The organism is Microbulbifer sp. MKSA007, from assembly GCA_032615215.1.
Taxonomy (GTDB): domain Bacteria; phylum Pseudomonadota; class Gammaproteobacteria; order Pseudomonadales; family Cellvibrionaceae; genus Microbulbifer.
The window spans coordinates 1,405,012-1,422,106 of record CP128433.1 but is presented as its reverse complement, the minus strand read 5'-3'; the positions used below and the strand labels follow the sequence as shown (position 1 = coordinate 1,422,106).

Below are 17,095 nucleotides of genomic sequence, written 5' to 3'. Positions count from 1 at the left end.
CGCAATTGCGGGGCTTTTTAGATAGGCTAAAGGCCGGCTTACATCATGCCGCCCATACCGCCCATGCCACCCATACCGCTCATGTCAGGAGCAGCCGGCTTGTCTTCCGGAATTTCTGCAACCATGGCTTCGGTGGTGATCATCAGGCCAGCGATAGAAGCTGCCGCTTGCAGAGCAGAGCGGGTTACTTTAGCTGGGTCCAGGATACCCATTTCCAGCATATCGCCGTACTCACCAGTAGCAGCGTTGTAACCGAAGTTGCCTTCGCCTTGCTTGATCTTGTCAACAACTACGGAAGCTTCGTCACCAGCGTTGGAAACGATTTGACGCAGAGGCATTTCCATAGCGCGCAGGGCTGCTGCGATGCCGTGGTTCTGGTCTTCGTTGTCGCCAGTTACAGAAATAACCTGGGTAGCGCGAACCAGAGCGGTACCACCGCCAGGTACTACGCCTTCCTCTACTGCGGCGCGGGTAGCGTGCAGCGCGTCTTCAACGCGGGCTTTCTTCTCTTTCATTTCCACTTCAGTAGCGGCGCCTACTTTGATTACCGCAACACCGCCAGCCAGCTTGGCTACGCGCTCTTGCAGCTTCTCTTTGTCGTAGTCGGAAGAGGACTCTTCGATCTGTGCACGGATCTGGCTAACGCGAGCTTCGATGTCTTTAACATTGCCAGCGCCGTCAACGATTACAGTGTTTTCTTTGGACAGGGTTACGCGCTTAGCAGTACCCAGGTGCTCCAGAGTGGTACCTTCCAGCTCCAGGCCAACTTCTTCAGAAATCACGGTGCCGCCAGTCAGGATAGCGATGTCCTGCAGCATGGCTTTACGACGGTCGCCGAAACCAGGTGCTTTAACAGCAGCAACTTTAACGATGCCGCGCATGCTGTTTACAACCAGAGTTGCCAGTGCTTCGCCTTCTACGTCTTCAGCGATGATCAGCAGCGGCTTGGAAGCTTTAGCTACTTGCTCCAGCAGGGGCAGCAGGTCGCGGATGTTGGAGATTTTCTTGTCTACCAGCAGGATGAACGGATTATCCAGCTCGGCAGTCATGTTCTCTTGGTTGGTAATGAAGTAAGGAGACAGGTAGCCGCGGTCGAACTGCATGCCTTCTACTACGTCCAGCTCGTTTTCCAGGCCGGAACCTTCTTCAACAGTAATAACGCCTTCTTTGCCAACTTTTTCCATGGCTTCAGCAATGATGGTACCAACGCTCTCGTCGCTGTTAGCGGAGATAGTACCTACCTGAGCAATAGACTTGGTGTCAGCACAAGGAGTGGACAGGCCAGCAATGTGGTCAACAGCTGCGGTTACCGCTTTGTCGATACCGCGCTTCAGGTCCATTGGGTTGAAGCCAGCGGCTACGGATTTCAGACCTTCGGTTACGATAGCCTGGGCCAGAACGGTAGCGGTGGTGGTGCCGTCACCAGCGGTGTCAGAAGCTTTGGAAGCAACTTCTTTAACCATCTGTGCGCCCATGTTTTCGAACTTGTCGCTCAGCTCGATTTCTTTCGCTACGGAAACACCGTCTTTGGTTACGGTAGGAGCGCCGAAGGACTTGTCCAGAACTACGTTGCGGCCTTTAGGACCCAGGGTAGTTTTTACAGCGTCTGCCAGGATGTTTACGCCTTTCAGCATTTTCTGACGAGCGTCGTCACCAAAAATTACGTCTTTAGCTGCCATGATTCTTATTCCTCAAATTCTTTTTGCGAGTAAAGTTAAAGGCTGGCCTTAGCCTTCCAACACGCCGTAGATGTCACCTTCGCTCATGATGATCAGCTCTTCGCCTTCCACCTTGAGGGTATTGCTGTCGGCATAGCGACCGAAAACAACAGTGTCACCTACCTTCACAGACAGTGCGCGAACGTCGCCATTGTCCAGCTGCTTGCCCTCACCCACGGCTACCACTTCACCTTGGTTCGGCTTTTCTTTGGCAGCGCCTGGCAGCACGATACCGCCAGCTGACATCGCTTCTTCTTCCTTACGGCGTACTACGACGCGGTCGTGTAAAGGACGAATTTTCATGGATAAGTTCTCCATTGAGTCGTTTTAATGGTTTCCAACATGGGCGGCACTGGCCCTTTGGGCCGGTAACCTCACCCCTCTCTGATCCTCAGAGGCGGGGCTTAATTCTCAGTTGAACCCTATCTATGGGCGGGAATAAGGATTTCAACACCATCAGGCGAAAAAACTGCAAAGCAAATTCTCACGACGGGCATTTTGTCCACTTTTTGATCTAATTAAGGCTTGGGACGCTTGTCTTCAACGGAGTGTTGATTCTCTCCGGGGCGCTTCTCATCTTTCGAATACTCCCCCTCGATAATGTCATCGCCACGCTTGTGATTTGGCGACTGGTTAAAATTCTGCGGGGGAACCACTTTGACATGGCGAAGGATAAAACCGAGCAACAGGTTTCTGAGCCCGGGAATCAGGCAAATAAAACCGAAGAAATCAGTGATAAAGCCCGGGGTGAGCAACAGCACACCACCCACCGCGAGGAATATCCCCTCAACCATCTCTTTGGCGGGAATATTTCCAGCCTGCATCTTCTCCTGGGCCCGCATCAGGGTAGAGATTCCCTGGCGGCGAAGCAGTGTCACTCCTACTACTGCGGTCAAAATGACCAGGCCGATCGTTGGCAGGGCGCCAATTTCACTCCCTACGGCAATCAACACCCACATTTCGAGTACAGGTAGGGCTATAAATAGAAGTAATAATGGGCGCATTGCGGAAATTCCTAGTTAACCAGCTTCGCTGAGAGCCGGGACGATCATGGTTTTTTCAATATGCTGTAGTAAATGGAGTGGGGAGGCAAATTATTCAAGGGCGCCTTATTCCACCCCACAGTAACTGGAGAGAGGAAGGATTGAATGGCAAGCGAGCAACAGGATGCTATAGAAGTGCCAGCCATCGGACGCAGTCGCCACTTAGTGGACGATATATTGGCGAAAGCGGACATTCAAATTAACGGGGAAAGGCCCTGGGACCTGCAACTCCATCGGGAAGCAGCCCTTGATGAGGTCATCGCCCGGCACAGCTTGGGCCTGGGTGAGTCCTATATGCGCGGCGATTGGGATGTCCAAGACCTGGATCAATTCTTCCACCGGCTACTCAGTGCTGAAATTCATCACAGCATCAAGAACTGGCGCTACTTTTGGCGCGCCACACGCAGCTATCTGGTGAATCTACAAAGCAAGAACCGCTCGTTTAATGTGGGAGAGCAACACTACGACCTGGGCAACGAATTCTATAGTGCCATGCTCGACAATCGGCTTACGTACAGCTGCGGCTATTGGAAAGAGGCTGAAACCCTCGACCAAGCCCAGGAAGCCAAGCTGGACCTGATTTGCCGCAAGCTGGAATTGAAACCCGGGATGCGCTTGCTGGATATTGGCTGTGGCTGGGGCAGTCTGGTTAGCTATGCCGCGCAAAAGTATCAAGTGGAGTGTGTTGGAATTACGATTTCCCGAGAGCAAAAAGCCTATGTGACAGAGCGCTATGGTGAACTGCCAATTACTGTCCGCCTTCAGGACTATCGAGAACTCAAAGAACCCTTCGACCGCATTGCCAGCGTAGGGATGTTTGAGCATGTCGGCCGCAAGAACTACCGAACATTTATGGAAACAGCAGCGCGCTGTCTGAACAAAGATGGGTTGATGATGTTACATACGATCGGCAACAACCAGCGCACCGCATCTACGGACTTGTGGACAGAAAAATATATATTCCCAGGTGGTGAGCTACCTTCCGTAGGACAGCTGGGCGACGCGACCGATCGCTTGCTAGTGTGCGAAGACCTGCACAACTTTGGATACTACTACGATAAAACCCTGATGGCCTGGCATGAAAACTTTGAGAAAAACTGGCCGCGCTTTGCCGATCGCTACGGCCAGCGCTTCTACAGGATGTGGCGCTACTATCTACTATCTTACGCCGGTGCATTCCGGGGGCGCACACTTCAGCTATGGCAGCTAATGTACTCGAAGTTCCGCGCCGATGGTGTTACGCGTTTGAGTTAAAGTACTATTTGCTGTAGATCCAGAAACTAATTACAGAATCAAAAAAGGGTGAACTCAGTTCACCCTTTTTATGCTGGGAAAGAGGGAAGCTTACAAGCGCGCTCCGCCATCAATATCTATCACTCGACCGGTGACGTAGTCGTTCTCCAGAATAAACGCTACTGTCGAGGCGATCTCATCCTGCTCACCCAACCTGCGCAGGGGCACTTGTTTTACCAGACTCTCAAGAATCTCAGGGCGCATTTGCGCAACCATATCGGTGCCGATAAAGCCCGGGGCAATCCCGGCAACACGCACGCCGTAGCGCGCCAGTTCGCGTGCCCAGGATACCGTCATCGCTGCAACACCCGCTTTACTGGCGGAGTAGTTGGTCTGCCCCATATTGCCCGCACGGGACAAACTGGAGATATTGACCATCACCCCACCCTTGCCGCTTTCCGCCATAATGCCCGCTGCAGCACGGCCACAAAGGAATACACCGGTAAGGTTCACATCGATCACAGACTGCCACTGTGCCAGGGACATGCGATCTGTCACTTTGCCGTCTTTACACTTGAGCAACATGCCATCGCGCATAATGCCGGCGTTATTAACCAGAACCTGGAGTCCGCCAAAGTCTGCTGCGATTTTCGCAAAGCCGGAGTCCACCGCTTCCTCATCGGCAACATTGATCAAGTAGCTGCGAGCCTCTGCACCAAGCTTTTCACAAGCTGCAACGCTGTCTTTCAGGCCTTCCTCATTAACATCGATCAGGGCCAGGCGGGCGCCTCGCGCAGCCAGATACTCGGCCATGGCTCGGCCCAACCCCTGGCCCGCACCGGTAATCGCAACAATACTGTCAGCGATTTGCATATTGAACTCCTCGTCGTCGCTCGTTTTTTAGATTTATCGTTTATGACTGCCTTCGAACCTGCCCTATGCAGGCTCGAGGGGGAATTACCATTCGTAACCGACACCAACGGTCACTTTGGTATCTTCTTTTTCACTTTCCAGGGAGGGCGTATTGTCGTACTGCCACTCGTAACCGATCTCCATCAGCACGCCTTCAACCAGCGGTGTGCGCACACCCAGCTTGGCGTTAGCTTCGTAGTCGTTACTGTGATCAAAGGATTGTAAGGTCTCCTGGTCGAAATAAATTTCCGGCCCAAGGGAAAACTTGTAGCGGTAGTTAAGTGCAATTCGACCGGCGACATAGCGCTCATCCTGGTCTTCACTCAACTCTTCGTCGATAAAACTCTCGTGCAGGCTACTCACACCACCTTCGAGGGAAAAAGTGGTTTTACTGGTATCGTAAAACAGATAACCCATACCGAGACCGAGCGTAGTTCCCAAGTCTAAGTTCTGAGCCTCTTCCCTTTCCAACTCACTGTTAGCCGCGGCAAACCACTTCTCAGCAAAGATCCAGCGGAGATCATAATTGAGCTGGTATTTTTCCAGGTCACCGTCTTCTTCACTCTCCTGATTCTGGTAAACCGCCCCCATCAGGTGGTTAAAATCTCCATGGCGGATATCCAAGTTAATATTGGCATCGAGGTCTTCACGCTCACGGTTTCCGCTCTCGAATACGCCTCCGGCGGTAACATTACCGCTGAATAACACCGGACTGGTGGTAAATGTGCTGTAGGGTTCTGCCCGCTCAATACCGGGGAAGTCGATCAGCCAACCGCGCCCTTCAGCGCAGTACACTTCCCAGCGCTCCTGGCGGTGGCCAGCCAAGGTACAGGGTTCATCCCTGCCGGCAATTTTGATATCGGTATCGACATCCATCGACACAACTTTGGATTTGTCGACTTTAACTTCACCAAAAGTCTCTGACTTCCAAGTGACCTGATCCTTCTCTACCAGCACCAACTCGCCCTGAATACGATCGCCATTTTCCAGGGTCAGCACACCGGCATGGGCCTGGAATGGCACAAGAAACAAGAGAGTTCGAGCAAAGAGCTTGGGAAGTCGTGTCGATAAAACCACTAAGAAACCTTGGACTTTTTAGGTGTATGAACGGTGCAAACAGCCTCAACAATCGCACCATGATGCCATAACTAGAATCATGTGGCACGCCGTCACAGCGGAGGCTTTCGCGCCCTGGGGACTGTGACCTTGCGAGCTGGTAAAGTATCCATAAATGGCGAATAAAAATCTCATTTTCAGGAGATTACAAAGTAAAAAATTGCGCCCAGTTGGCGTAATTCGCCGATATTTAGAGCTTTTTATGGAAAAACAGAACTCCCTGGAAAGAATATGCCAAGCCTTGGCGGCGATCCCCAAAGGGCGGGTTGTCACCTACGGGGACTTGGCTGAGATGGCCGGCTACCCACGCGCTGCGAGACTTGCAGGTCAGACCCTGCGTAAATTACCCCGGGGTACCAAGCTACCCTGGCACCGGGTGATCAACGCCCAGGGGCGCATTTCCCTGCCGGAACCCGGCGCCAGCCGCCAGCGTGAAAGACTGGAAAGAGAGGGGGTCATACTGCTGAAAGGGCGAGTGGATATGGGCAAATACCGCTGGAAACCTTAGCCCCAATCGCATACAGAAAACTACGCTACCTCATCAGCCCCCCAGGGCGCGACCCAAAATAACAGGATCATTCCAGGCACCGCCAGAACGGCACACAGGAGAAAGAAATGTGTCCACCCCATTCCCTCCACCAAATAACCGGTGGAGGCATTGGCGAAGGTGCGCGGGAGCGAGGTCAATGCTGTAAACAAGGCAAATTGAGTGGCGGTGTGCAACTTGCTGGTAGTTCGGGCGATAAATGCAATAAACACCGCTGTCCCCAACCCCACCCCGAGATACTCAAAGGCAATTACTATCGCCAATAGCCAGAGGCTAGGATTGAAATCTGGTGTGCCCACCAGCTCACCATTCACTTCAGACAAAATCATAAACCCGAAAATTGAAACCAGCTGTACTACCCCGAAAATCCATAGGCACTTATTAATCCCGATCTTCACAATTAACAAGCCGCCAAAGAAACCGCCAATTACCGCAGGCCACAGACCGGCATTCTTTGCCACTATGCCGATATCCGTATTGGAATATCCCATATCCAGGTAATAGGGCGTCGCCAGTGCCGTAGCCATGCTATCGCCAAGCTTGTACAAAAACATAAAGGCCAGTACAAGCACCGCCTGTTTTACGCCATTGCGATTAAAGAATTCGACGAAGGGTAAAACTATGGCCTCGCGCAAAGATTTCGGGCGACCTGCTGGATGGTCTGGCTCAGCCACCATCAAGGTCATAAAGACGGCAATCAACATAAAGGCCGCAGTAATCATAAACACCTGGTCCCAGGCCAGGTGATCCGACAGGATCAAGCTGAGGGATCCCGGAATCAAGCCGGAAATACGATAGGCGTTGGCATGGAAGGAATTGCCCAGGCCCAACTCCTGGTCCGGCAGAATCTCTCGTCGAAAAGCATCCAGGACTATATCCTGGCTGGCGCTAAAAAAAGCCACGGCAAAGCAAATTGCAGCAATTGACCAGATATCAAACTGGGGACTGAACATCCCCAGGACGCCAATGGAAATAATCAGTAACAGCTGCATTACCAGCATCCAGCCCCGCCGGCGGCCGAGCATGGGGAATGCGTAGCGCTCCATCAGCGGAGACCAGATAAATTTCCACGTATAGGGCAATCCGAGCAATGCAAAAATACCGATAGTGGCCAGATCCACGCCTTCGGTACGCAGCCAAGCGGGCACCAACTGTATCAATACAAAAAGAGGCATCCCCGAAGAGAAACCGGTGCCAATACAAATCAGCATACGCCGATTAAACACCGCCTCCCGGATGGTTTCGTGGGCCATAGTTTGTCGCTTTTATTCGCTGAGCATCATCTACCAGTGATACCCGACCCGACAGGCAACAGACACACAATCAAACATAAGGGCGAGTCTATGGAGGGGTGGGTTTTACCTTTACAACCACCATAGACACAAGCCGGGCAGAATGCCCGGCGAAGAGTTTTGATATGACATAGGGATTTAGAAAAGAGCTGAATTCGGGATGTACTCTTAGAGAGGAAATAGCATCCCTGTAAACCTTATGTAGTGCCCGCTCCCGACTGAACCTCTTCTCCCGGCCAGTCGCGCTGCTCGCGGCGCCAAAAATAAATGGACAGCAGAATGGCTGGTATTCCCATAAGCGCCGCATAAATAAAGAAGTAGGCATAACCCTGAGCATCCACCACTATGCCGGAAAAACCACTAATAAATTTCCCCGGCAAGGTCATCAGGGAGCTAAACAAAGCATATTGAGTGGCGGTATAAGCTTTATTGGCAAGACTGGAGAGAAACGCGATCAGTATCGCATTGGCAATTCCTCCACTGATGTTGTCCGCACTAATTACCAGCGCCAACCAGGCTTTATCGGGACCGATCACAGCGAGTTGGGCAAATAACAGGTTGGTGCAGGCGACCATAACCGAACCCAGTATCAGCGGACGCACAACACCGTATCGCACCACTAACAGCCCGCCTAGAAAGGAACCGATAATGGTACAGAAGAAGCCAAACAGCTTACTGATTTCAGCGATTTCCGTTTTGGTAAAGCCCAGATCCAAATAGAAGGGATTGGCCATCACCCCCATCGCAATATCACTTAAACGGAAGATACCGATAAACAACAACAGAATGATTGCAAAGCGGCCATTGCGCTGAAAAAACTCGATAAAGGGGCAGGCCACGGCGCGAATAAACCACTGCTTCAGGCGACCATGCTCCCCCTTGCCCAACAGGCGCTGGGCCCACTCGCTTTGCAGCTCATCGGCTTCTTTGTTTACCTTGCTGTGATCGGGCTCGGCAATAATCAGGGTGGTAATCAGGCCCACGCCCATCAATCCAGCCATCGCAAGATAAGCACCGGACCAGCTAAAGATATCCGCAATAAACAGGGCGCCCGCTCCGGCTATCAACATTGCCACCCGATAGCCAAATACATAATTGGCAGCCATAGCGCCCTGATAGTCGTCATCCATGGCCTCAATTCGATAGGCATCAATCGCCACATCTTGAGAGGCCGAACAGAAAGCGACCCACAGGGCCAGTAGGGCTACGTGCATCAGGGAGAGCTGGGGATTTACACTGGCCATACCTATCAGGCCAATCGCTATCCCGATTTGGGATACCAGCATCCAGCCCCGTCGCTTGCCCAATTTGTCCGTGAAAAAAGGCAGACGCAGCTGATCGACAATAGGGGCCCAGAGAACCTTGATCGAAAAGGTAATCCCCACCCAGGCAAAAAACCCGATGGCGGTACGGCTGACACCGTAGTCCCGCAGCCAGGCAGTCAAAGTAGAGAAAACCAGCAGTAATGGGAGGCCGGCGGAAAAGCCGAGGAAAAACATGGTGAGTACACGGGGCTTCAAATAAGCGGCCAGCGCTTGCCCCCATGTCATTTGTTTTTGTAAGTTGGTCAAGCGCGGGCCTCCAGAGCCTGAGCCGCTACAACAGCGATCACCGTGCAGCGGGATTAGATTGATTTATTTACTCAGTGGCCCCACAAAACTTCCAGCTCCGCTTCGGCCAACTTATTGGCATTGATATTGAAGCCAACTTTAGCAGGAGAAGTGTTTTCATCCAGCGGCAGGGATTCCACTTTCAAGGCATAGACACGAAAACGATAGCGATGATCCCCGTGCCCCTTGGGCGGGCAGGCGCCACCGTAACCGGAATTACCATAGTCATTGCGCCCCTGCACTGCTTCTGGAATCAGGCCGTTTTTCAGGTCACCGGCCCCTTCCGGCAGATTGGTCGTATCCACTGGGATATTAAATACCACCCAGTGCCACCAACCACTACCGGTGGGCGCGTCGGGATCGTAAGCGGTAATAGCAAAACTCTTTGTGCCCTCCGGTGCCCCACTCCAGCTCAATTGGGGAGACAGGTTTTCACCGCCGCAGCTGCCATAAACATGAGCCATGGGCATTTTCTTTCCAGCTTGTAGGGAGCTGGATGACAGTGTCAGCTTCTCAGCAATCGCGTTGGTTCCAGTCAGTGACAGCGCAGCAGCACAAAGCAGCCCGACCAAACCCCGGCCGCCCTTTTTCAATACATGGCTCATATCCCAGTTCCCCTTTTAGTTTTCTTCACTGGACAGCAGTGGGCCCACTTTGTCCAGATCCATATTTCCGCCGGTCAGAACAACCACGACATTCTTATTGCGAAAGCGCGCGCTGTGCTCAATGATCGCAGCGAGACCCACCGCAGCCGACGGTTCTACCAGCTGTTTGGTTCGCGTCCACAATAGCCGCATCGCATTGACGATACCAGCTTCGCTGACTGTCACAATATCCCGCACCGTGCGCTCAATAACGGCGTAATTTTTGCCGCCCAATGTTGTGCGCAGACCATCGGCGATCGTATCAGGTTGTTGTGTGGTGATATGAACGCCACCGCGCAGTGAACGCTGGGCATCATCCGCTCCGGCAGGTTCCGCACCAATCACCAGGATATCGGGGGCAAGCGCAGCCATAGCCAATCCCACGCCAGACAAAAGTCCACCGCCTCCCACTGGCGCCACAATAACGTCTGGCGCAAAACCCTGTTCGCGGCTCTGCTTGAGCACTTCCATGGCCACAGTGCCCTGCCCAGCAATAATGCGCTTATCGTCATAGGGCGGGACTTCGTGCGCACCGGTTTCCTCAAGTACCTTTGCCAAAGTGGATTCGCGATCAGCCAGGCTGGGGCCCGAAGTCACTACCTTCGCGCCATACCCCTCAACCGCCATGCGTTTTGTCTTGGGAGCCGTTTCGGGCATCACCACCGTACAGGCCAATCCCCGCTGGGCTGCTGCCCAGGCGAGCGCCGCACCGTGATTACCGGACGAATGGGTGGCAACTTCCTCGACCCCGTCCGGGAGCAGCGAAAGCGCATTAGCCGCGCCCCGCGCTTTAAAGGCACCCACTTTCTGCAAGTGCTCACACTTAAACCACAAATTGGCGCCCGTCAGCTCGTTCAGTTGTCGAGAGCTGAGCAGAGGGGTCTCGTGCACCATACCTGCAATATTTTGTGCGGCACTAAATACATCCTCACTGGCAGGTATCTCGTTGCGATCCAGGGGCATAACACTGTGTATCCTTTTCGACTACATAGGAATAATCCAGCTTATCCACCGTCGATAACATCCAGTGTTCTACGGAGCAGGCACAGTGGAAAACCGTGCCTGTCGATAAGGGATTATTTGCTGAGCATACGCAGGAATTTCATTTTCCTGTCGTTGAAGGGTGCATATCGTATATCGATATCGAGGATATTTCTGCGCCGCATTACGGCCTTGTAATGACTGAAAGTGCGGAAGCCATGCTCTCCATGATAGGACCCCATACCGCTGGCACCGACGCCTCCAAAAGGCAGGTCCTGGGCCAGCATAAACATCATACAGTCATTCACACAGGCGTTGCCGGAGCTGCAACGGGATAGAATTCGATCCGCCAATGCTTCATCCTGGGTAAATACATACAGGGCCAGGGGCTTCTCTCGCTCATTGACAAACTCCTCCGCTTTGGAGAAATCATCCAGTTCAATAATGGGGAGTATCGGGCCAAAGATCTCCTCCTGCATAACTCCCGCAGAGAGATTGACGTTGCGCATTATGGTGGGCGTCATATAGCAGTCGTCCACATCGACTTCACCGCCAAATACCACCTCTCCATCCCCCAGGTAATCCGACAGGCGAAGGGTGTGCTGGCTATTAATAATGCGCCCATAGTCGGCAGATTCTCGCGGATGCTCCCCATACATTTCCCAGAGCACCCGCTGCAACATGGGGGTGAGCCGATCGGCTGTACGCCGACTACAGAGAACATAATCCGGGGCGATACAAGTCTGCCCCGCATTGGTAAATTTACCCCAGGCAATTCGCCGTGCAGCCACTTCCAAGTTGGCATCATCGGCAACAATACAAGGGCTCTTTCCGCCGAGTTCCAGGGTTACCGGAGTCAGGTATTTAGCCGCCGCACTCATTATGATTTTGCCGACCCGGCCACCGCCGGTGTACATAATATGGTCCCAACGCTGCTCCAGCAGCGCCGTGGTTTCCGCCACACCTCCTTCGACACACGCAAAGGCATCGTTGTCGAGATAACGCGGTAATAATTCTGCGATTAACCGGGAGGTTGCTGGCGATAACTCAGAGGGCTTTACCACCGCACAATTGCCGGCGGCAATCGCCGGTACCAGCGGCGATAACAATAATTGCAGCGGATAATTCCAGGCACCGATAATCAGCACAACACCCAGTGGCTCCGGTTGCACATAGCTCTTGGCCGGCTGGGTCATCATCGGCGATTGGACCTTGCGCGGGCGCACCCACTTCTTCAGGGACTTCAGGGTGTGATCGATATCGTTGTAGAGAAATGAAATTTCAGTGAGGTAGCTTTCCTGGGGAGCTTTGCGCAAATCATCGCGAAGGGCTTGGACAAAATGTGCCTCGTTCTCGGAGATCATCTTGCGCAGCTGAGACAGTTGCTTGCGCCGCCAACTCAATTCAGTGGTGCTGCCGCTGCGAAAATAGGTTCGCAAGCCCGCCACTAATGTGGCTGCGTTCCAATCGTTTGCCCTAGCCAGATCTGACAACATTTGCGGTTCCAATACCGAAACTTCCAAACCCTACTTCCTCCAATGAGTATAAGCCGTCGCAGGCAATGACTAGCTTCGCTTTATTGATATGGCAAAGCACCGAAGTCCGGCCGCTGGGGCGCGCAATTTCGTAGGAAGGGGGGATAAGTCAAGATAGGAAGGAAAGAAAATTTTGAAAATGGCGACAAATTCAACAATCGCCCCAGCAGACAAAAGTAGCTCTGGGGCGATGGTACAGGCATTGTGGGATTATTCAGAGGCTTCTCAGATAAACAGAACCAGAAGGGCCAAACCAGTGATCCACAGTAGCAAGGTTCTGGATAGCAGCGCTTGCAGCCCTTCAATCTCCGCACCACTTTGGCGCTGCATCTGAGACAGATCGGAACCACCACTGCACTCACTGGCGTCAATACCGCCGAGAGCTCCTTCCAGGTAAGCCTCGAGAACCTGATCGGTATGGCTCTCACGACACATCAACACCCTGCGCCAGGCGCGGTAACAACCGGCAAAGTTACCCACAATGGCAAAGCTCAGCCCCATCACACGGACCGGCAGCCATTCCAACAACCACAACCAACGCGCCGCCGTCGCCTCTTCGGAGGAGCCCCGGGTATTTTCTGCGTACAAAGCACTCAAGCGGAAGAGTACAGCCCCGGGAATACCCAGCAAAATAAACCAGAACAGCACGGCGAAGAGTCTCTCAAAGGCGCAGTAGGCAGCGCCGCGAAATACCTGCTCATGCAGACAAGTGTCATCGGAGGGCGCTTCGTGTAACTCGCGCAAAATGGGCGCTGCCGCTTTGGTGGCACCTTCCAGGTCTCCGCTATACCAGTGGCGCAGGTAGTTTGCGACGATATCGTTGAAGTTGCCGCGACCGAGACAATAGAGCAGCAGTGGCACCCCCAACAGCAGGTAGCCCAGACCATCCGCAGCGCCCTCTGCCAGCGTCATCGCAATTGCAGAGATCAATACTGGAACCAGGATAGTGATACCAAGCAGCAGACCGCTATTGCCATTAATGCTGGGCAATGCCTGTAAGTACTGACTCCAGCGACTGAACCAACCATCGCGATGTAACGGAGCCCCTGAGCCCCAGATTTGCACCAGGGCAACGGTGATCAGAACAATTAACAGAGTCATAAATAATCCGAGACTGTTTCAGTTATCAAAATCGTGCTGCGGCTCCTGTTACAGAAACCCTTCCTACTTTTATGGTCCGCTACTGGGTATCAGACGATTTCTTTCAGCTTGTTGAGGTAGCGCTCCCAGTCAAACCCCGGACCCGGGTCCAATTTCCTTCCGGGAGCAATATCCGAATGACTGGCAATTCTATCGATATCAATAGCGGGATAAGCTTGCATAATCGCAGCACTCACCTCGGCAAGTGCGTGATATTGGGAGTCGGTGTAAATATCGGTATCCAAACCTTCCAGCTCAATACCAATGGAAAAATCATTGCAGTTAGTGCGACCTTTAAACTCGGACTTGCCCGCGTGCCAGGCACGACGATCAAGGGGCACGTATTGGGTTACCAGGCCATCGCGGTCGATCAAAATATGCGCAGACACCTGTAACGCAGCAATATCGGCAAAATAGGGGTGTGCATCGATATCCAACTGCCCCAGGAAAAAGGCATCAATGTAGGGGCCGCCATACTGTCCGGGCGGCAAGCTGATACTGTGAATCACCAATAGATCCACCGCACAGTCTTCCGGGCGGCTATTGCAATGAGGACTCGGAACCCGGCGCGCGCCCGCCAACCAGCCAGACTCCACTTGATATTTCAATCTGCGATCTCCGCTGCAACCTATTGATAGCCCCGGTATCGCCCGAGGCTTCAGCAGTTACCATTCTATGGAAGCGTTGATCGATATGCCAATCTGATCGGAGCAGTATCGCGACATAACTTGCGGAAAACCACTGGCCACTGAGTATCCCTGCTAAATACTCAACGTCCGCTCGTTACATTCCTGAAAATTAGCGCTGCTCACTGCGCTTCTTGCGCACATTGCCAATTACGGACTGCAGCGCCCGCTCAAACAACATGCCGTCATCTAGCGGCAACAGTTGCGCCGAACGCAGCGCATGGGCCAGCTCTAGTCGGGCGAATTCAGCGACTTTGGCGCCATTGCGATTAACGAAGATAAATTGGTCGATATCGCGAATTACCGCCGCCAGACGACAACGGAACTGCTCGTCCTCAGAGCGCTTCAGCTCGAACCAACTGCCCTGTGCCAGGCGGAAGGTCATCTGCCAGTGGGGATCATCTTCGTCAAGGGGGGCCAGTCCACCCTGCTCCGGTGCAGCCACCTCTGCTTCAGCAACTGCCTGCTCAAGCTCTTCCATCTGCGGCACGGCCACTTCCTGGGGCTCGGCTTGGACAGCTTCAACAGGAACTTCAGCTGGCTCATCTGGAAGTTGGTCTTCGGCAGTGTCTGAAATCACTTCCTGGGTAACCACGGCTTCTGCAATAACCGCTTCAGTCACTGCAGCTTCATCAACCGTAGCTTCAGTAACATCAGCGAATCCAGCATCAGCAGCAGTTTCCTGCTCCACGACAGGGGCAACAGGCTTGTCAGCAACATTAGGCTCAGCAGATTTCGCTGCGCGCACTTCGCGGGCAACCTGCTCTGCCACTTCACGTTCACGCTGCTCCGCCAATTGCTGGGCCAGGGCAAAGCGCTCGCGATAAACTTCTTTGAGGCCGGTGAAAAGGGTACGCGCTTCGAAAGCGTTATAGGAAAGCGCCTCAATTCCCTCGCGCAATCTCTCCTGCAAAACAGGCAGTAAGCTCAATAACTGTTTGCGGGAATCCGGCATTGGGGCCTGCACACTCCACACGAGATCTCTCGCTGTGCGCACGTCGCGGTTCCAGGCGTCGCTCTCTGTCCCCTCTTTGACACAGGTCAGGAACAGCACGTTGTTCCAAACTTTGTTCAACCAATCCTGCACCACCTGTGGCAGATCCCGCTCTGCAACCAAGGCATCCATTACTGCGGCAACCCGTGCGCGGGCAGCTTGGGTTTTAGCCCGACCATCAGCCTCATCCACCACGCGGCGCTCCAACATCTCGGCACGCTTGCGCTCGCGGACGATAAATTCGCGCAGGGATTCCAGCAAAACGGCAAAGATATTGATATCCCGATCAAACTCATTAAGCACGCGCTCAACAATTTCGGATATCTCTTTGTACAGGGGATCGGATTCGTAGTTATCCCCCGCCTGCCATCCGGTAGCGGCATCGGCCAACTCGTTCAGCAATTTGCGCGCAGGGTGGCCGCCTTTACTGAAAAATGATTTGTCTGCAATGGCTACTTTCAACAGCGGCAGTTGCAGGCGGCCCAGAAGTGATTTGATTTGGGTGGCAAGGCTGCGGTCCTCCAGGATAAAGGAAAACAACATCTCTACCAGCTTGATCACATCGCTATCGACTTTTGCCAGCGAAGCAGCTTGGTTGGAATCCACCAAGCGCTGCTGTAGCAATTCGCCCACATTCAAAAGCTGTACCGCACTTCCACCTTGATAGTGGCTGCCACTTTGCAGCGCGCCCAAGTGGGAAAGCAGATCCCCTGCAGGCATTGGAGTAACACCTGCGGCTGCGGGCACCAATCCTGGAGGGAAGTGCCCCGTAGCTGCGACTCCACCTTGTACTGGCTGGCTGCCAGCCTCTACACCGCCGGCACTACCAGTGGGGGCACTGGCGGCGTGGGGAGCGCCGTTGTAGGCCGAACGCTGCCTGGCTACACGCTGCTGCTCACGCAGAGATGGCAGTACGCCCTGCTCTACAAGTAATTGGTTACAGAATTCATAGAAGTCCCGCAGCTGCAGCATGACCACCTGCTCGAACTTTTTCAGCAGGGTGAGGCGAGCGCGGATAAAGAGGTCCAGATCCTGAATCGCCTCTACAAAGGCGTCACAGATTACGTCTGGCCCCAGAGGGTTGTTCTTGTCGTACACCTTGACGGAGTAGAGCGTATCGAGCCTCATGCACAGCTCGGTAAGGGGCTCAGCGAAATCGCGCTTGGCATTGGCCACCATGGTATCGGCAGCGACCAACTGCTCCAGGTCATCGTTGTGAACCAACGACAGGTTATCTGAGGCGAAACTGCTTTCCGTCTTTTCTTCCTGGCGGACCTGAAAAGCGCGGGAGACGTTCTGGATAAAGTGCTCGGCAATATTGCGGCGCTCAACGCGCAGCAGGCGCAGTGCCTGGAAAAGCCCATCCTGCTCCTCCTGGCCATGAGCTCGCTCGGCCATTGCAAACAGGGAATCATCCACCTTGCCAAACAGCGCTTTAATCCGCTCCAGCAGCTGTGCCGTCGCTTTGTCCTTCAGCATTGTTACTGCGGCGGGCAGAACAGGGGGCTTACCTGATGCAGAAATATTTCGCGCTCCACTTTTCTCTGAGAGGGAAACTACCTTTCTGGATTCACTCATTTCCAAGAGGTCCTTCGAATGCCGTCCGACTTGTAGCGCTGAGGCCAAAAGCAAAAATTAGTGAGT

At 53.3% G+C, this 17,095-nt stretch carries 15 protein-coding genes; 2 read left to right on the top strand and 13 right to left on the bottom strand.

Going from position 1 to position 17,095, the window contains the following annotated elements:
- Positions 1–38 precede the first annotated feature (38 nt).
- The 3 genes from groL to QT397_09020 form a co-directional block, all read right to left on the bottom strand.
- A complete protein-coding gene (gene groL, locus QT397_09030; GenBank protein WNZ57463.1) occupies positions 39–1,679 on the bottom strand; it encodes a chaperonin GroEL in 1,641 nt (546 codons plus the stop codon).
- Positions 1,680–1,727: 48 nt separating this feature from the next.
- Complete coding sequence (locus QT397_09025; GenBank protein ID WNZ57462.1) at positions 1,728–2,021, bottom strand: co-chaperone GroES; 294 nt, start codon at positions 2,019–2,021, stop codon at positions 1,728–1,730.
- A gap of 215 nt (positions 2,022–2,236) precedes the next feature.
- On the bottom strand, positions 2,237–2,722 hold the full coding sequence (locus QT397_09020) for an FxsA family protein (GenBank protein ID WNZ57461.1): 486 nt from the start codon (positions 2,720–2,722) through the stop codon (positions 2,237–2,239).
- A gap of 144 nt (positions 2,723–2,866) precedes the next feature.
- On the opposite strand from QT397_09020, the gene cfa reads away from it, so the two are divergent.
- The gene (gene cfa, locus QT397_09015) at positions 2,867–4,015 is read left to right on the top strand and encodes a cyclopropane fatty acyl phospholipid synthase (GenBank protein WNZ57460.1); all 1,149 of its coding nucleotides are present in this window, start codon (positions 2,867–2,869) and stop codon (positions 4,013–4,015) included.
- Positions 4,016–4,105: 90 nt separating this feature from the next.
- On the opposite strand, the gene QT397_09010 is transcribed toward cfa, so the two are convergent.
- Positions 4,106–4,867: an SDR family oxidoreductase gene (locus QT397_09010; protein WNZ57459.1), complete on the bottom strand. Its 762-nt coding sequence runs from the start codon at positions 4,865–4,867 to the stop codon at positions 4,106–4,108.
- Positions 4,868–4,951: 84 nt separating this feature from the next.
- Positions 4,952–5,983, bottom strand: coding sequence for a DUF481 domain-containing protein (locus QT397_09005; GenBank protein ID WNZ57458.1), 1,032 nt, complete (start codon positions 5,981–5,983; stop codon positions 4,952–4,954).
- A 241-nt stretch (positions 5,984–6,224) separates the two neighbouring features.
- Here QT397_09005 and QT397_09000 point away from each other — a divergent pair, with 241 nt between their 5' ends.
- Positions 6,225–6,530 carry an MGMT family protein gene (locus tag QT397_09000; GenBank protein ID WNZ57457.1) on the top strand — a complete coding sequence of 102 codons (306 nt, stop codon included), beginning with the start codon at positions 6,225–6,227 and terminating at the stop codon, positions 6,528–6,530.
- Positions 6,531–6,550: 20 nt separating this feature from the next.
- On the opposite strand, the gene QT397_08995 is transcribed toward QT397_09000, so the two are convergent.
- From QT397_08995 to QT397_08960, 8 genes are all read right to left on the bottom strand, one after another.
- On the bottom strand, positions 6,551–7,822 hold the full coding sequence (locus QT397_08995) for an AmpG family muropeptide MFS transporter (protein ID WNZ57456.1): 1,272 nt from the start codon (positions 7,820–7,822) through the stop codon (positions 6,551–6,553).
- Between the two features lie 236 nt (positions 7,823–8,058).
- Positions 8,059–9,411: an AmpG family muropeptide MFS transporter gene (locus QT397_08990; protein ID WNZ58528.1), complete on the bottom strand. Its 1,353-nt coding sequence runs from the start codon at positions 9,409–9,411 to the stop codon at positions 8,059–8,061.
- Positions 9,412–9,503: 92 nt separating this feature from the next.
- Positions 9,504–10,076 carry a YbhB/YbcL family Raf kinase inhibitor-like protein gene (locus QT397_08985; GenBank protein ID WNZ57455.1) on the bottom strand — a complete coding sequence of 191 codons (573 nt, stop codon included), beginning with the start codon at positions 10,074–10,076 and terminating at the stop codon, positions 9,504–9,506.
- A 15-nt stretch (positions 10,077–10,091) separates the two neighbouring features.
- Positions 10,092–11,078 (bottom strand): threonine/serine dehydratase, encoded by a 987-nt coding sequence (locus QT397_08980; protein ID WNZ57454.1) that lies wholly within the window; start codon positions 11,076–11,078, stop codon positions 10,092–10,094.
- A 113-nt stretch (positions 11,079–11,191) separates the two neighbouring features.
- Complete coding sequence (locus QT397_08975) at positions 11,192–12,619, bottom strand: aldehyde dehydrogenase family protein (protein ID WNZ57453.1); 1,428 nt, start codon at positions 12,617–12,619, stop codon at positions 11,192–11,194.
- Between the two features lie 237 nt (positions 12,620–12,856).
- On the bottom strand, positions 12,857–13,732 hold the full coding sequence (gene ampE / locus QT397_08970) for a regulatory signaling modulator protein AmpE (GenBank protein ID WNZ57452.1): 876 nt from the start codon (positions 13,730–13,732) through the stop codon (positions 12,857–12,859).
- An 89-nt stretch (positions 13,733–13,821) separates the two neighbouring features.
- Positions 13,822–14,379 (bottom strand): 1,6-anhydro-N-acetylmuramyl-L-alanine amidase AmpD, encoded by a 558-nt coding sequence (gene ampD / locus QT397_08965; protein ID WNZ57451.1) that lies wholly within the window; start codon positions 14,377–14,379, stop codon positions 13,822–13,824.
- A 190-nt stretch (positions 14,380–14,569) separates the two neighbouring features.
- Positions 14,570–17,029, bottom strand: a complete 2,460-nt coding sequence (locus QT397_08960; protein ID WNZ57450.1) for a DUF1631 domain-containing protein — start codon at positions 17,027–17,029, stop codon at positions 14,570–14,572.
- Between the last annotated feature and the right edge of the window lie 66 nt (positions 17,030–17,095).

What these genes read in the sequence shown, in the direction of transcription:
- groL (WNZ57463.1), bottom strand. Translation starts at nt 1,679, where the DNA reads ATGGCAGCTAAAGACGTAATTTTTGGTGACGACGCTCGTCAGAAAATG.
- QT397_08960 (WNZ57450.1), bottom strand. Translation starts at nt 17,029, where the DNA reads ATGAGTGAATCCAGAAAGGTAGTTTCCCTCTCAGAGAAAAGTGGAGCG.
- QT397_08990 (WNZ58528.1), bottom strand. Translation starts at nt 9,411, where the DNA reads ATGACATGGGGGCAAGCGCTGGCCGCTTATTTGAAGCCCCGTGTACTC.
- QT397_09025 (WNZ57462.1), bottom strand. Translation starts at nt 2,021, where the DNA reads ATGAAAATTCGTCCTTTACACGACCGCGTCGTAGTACGCCGTAAGGAA.
- ampE (WNZ57452.1), bottom strand. Translation starts at nt 13,732, where the DNA reads ATGACTCTGTTAATTGTTCTGATCACCGTTGCCCTGGTGCAAATCTGG.
- QT397_08985 (WNZ57455.1), bottom strand. Translation starts at nt 10,076, where the DNA reads ATGAGCCATGTATTGAAAAAGGGCGGCCGGGGTTTGGTCGGGCTGCTT.
- QT397_09000 (WNZ57457.1), top strand. Translation starts at nt 6,225, where the DNA reads ATGGAAAAACAGAACTCCCTGGAAAGAATATGCCAAGCCTTGGCGGCG.
- QT397_08995 (WNZ57456.1), bottom strand. Translation starts at nt 7,822, where the DNA reads ATGGCCCACGAAACCATCCGGGAGGCGGTGTTTAATCGGCGTATGCTG.
- QT397_09010 (WNZ57459.1), bottom strand. Translation starts at nt 4,867, where the DNA reads ATGCAAATCGCTGACAGTATTGTTGCGATTACCGGTGCGGGCCAGGGG.
- cfa (WNZ57460.1), top strand. Translation starts at nt 2,867, where the DNA reads ATGGCAAGCGAGCAACAGGATGCTATAGAAGTGCCAGCCATCGGACGC.
- QT397_08980 (WNZ57454.1), bottom strand. Translation starts at nt 11,078, where the DNA reads ATGCCCCTGGATCGCAACGAGATACCTGCCAGTGAGGATGTATTTAGT.
- QT397_09020 (WNZ57461.1), bottom strand. Translation starts at nt 2,722, where the DNA reads ATGCGCCCATTATTACTTCTATTTATAGCCCTACCTGTACTCGAAATG.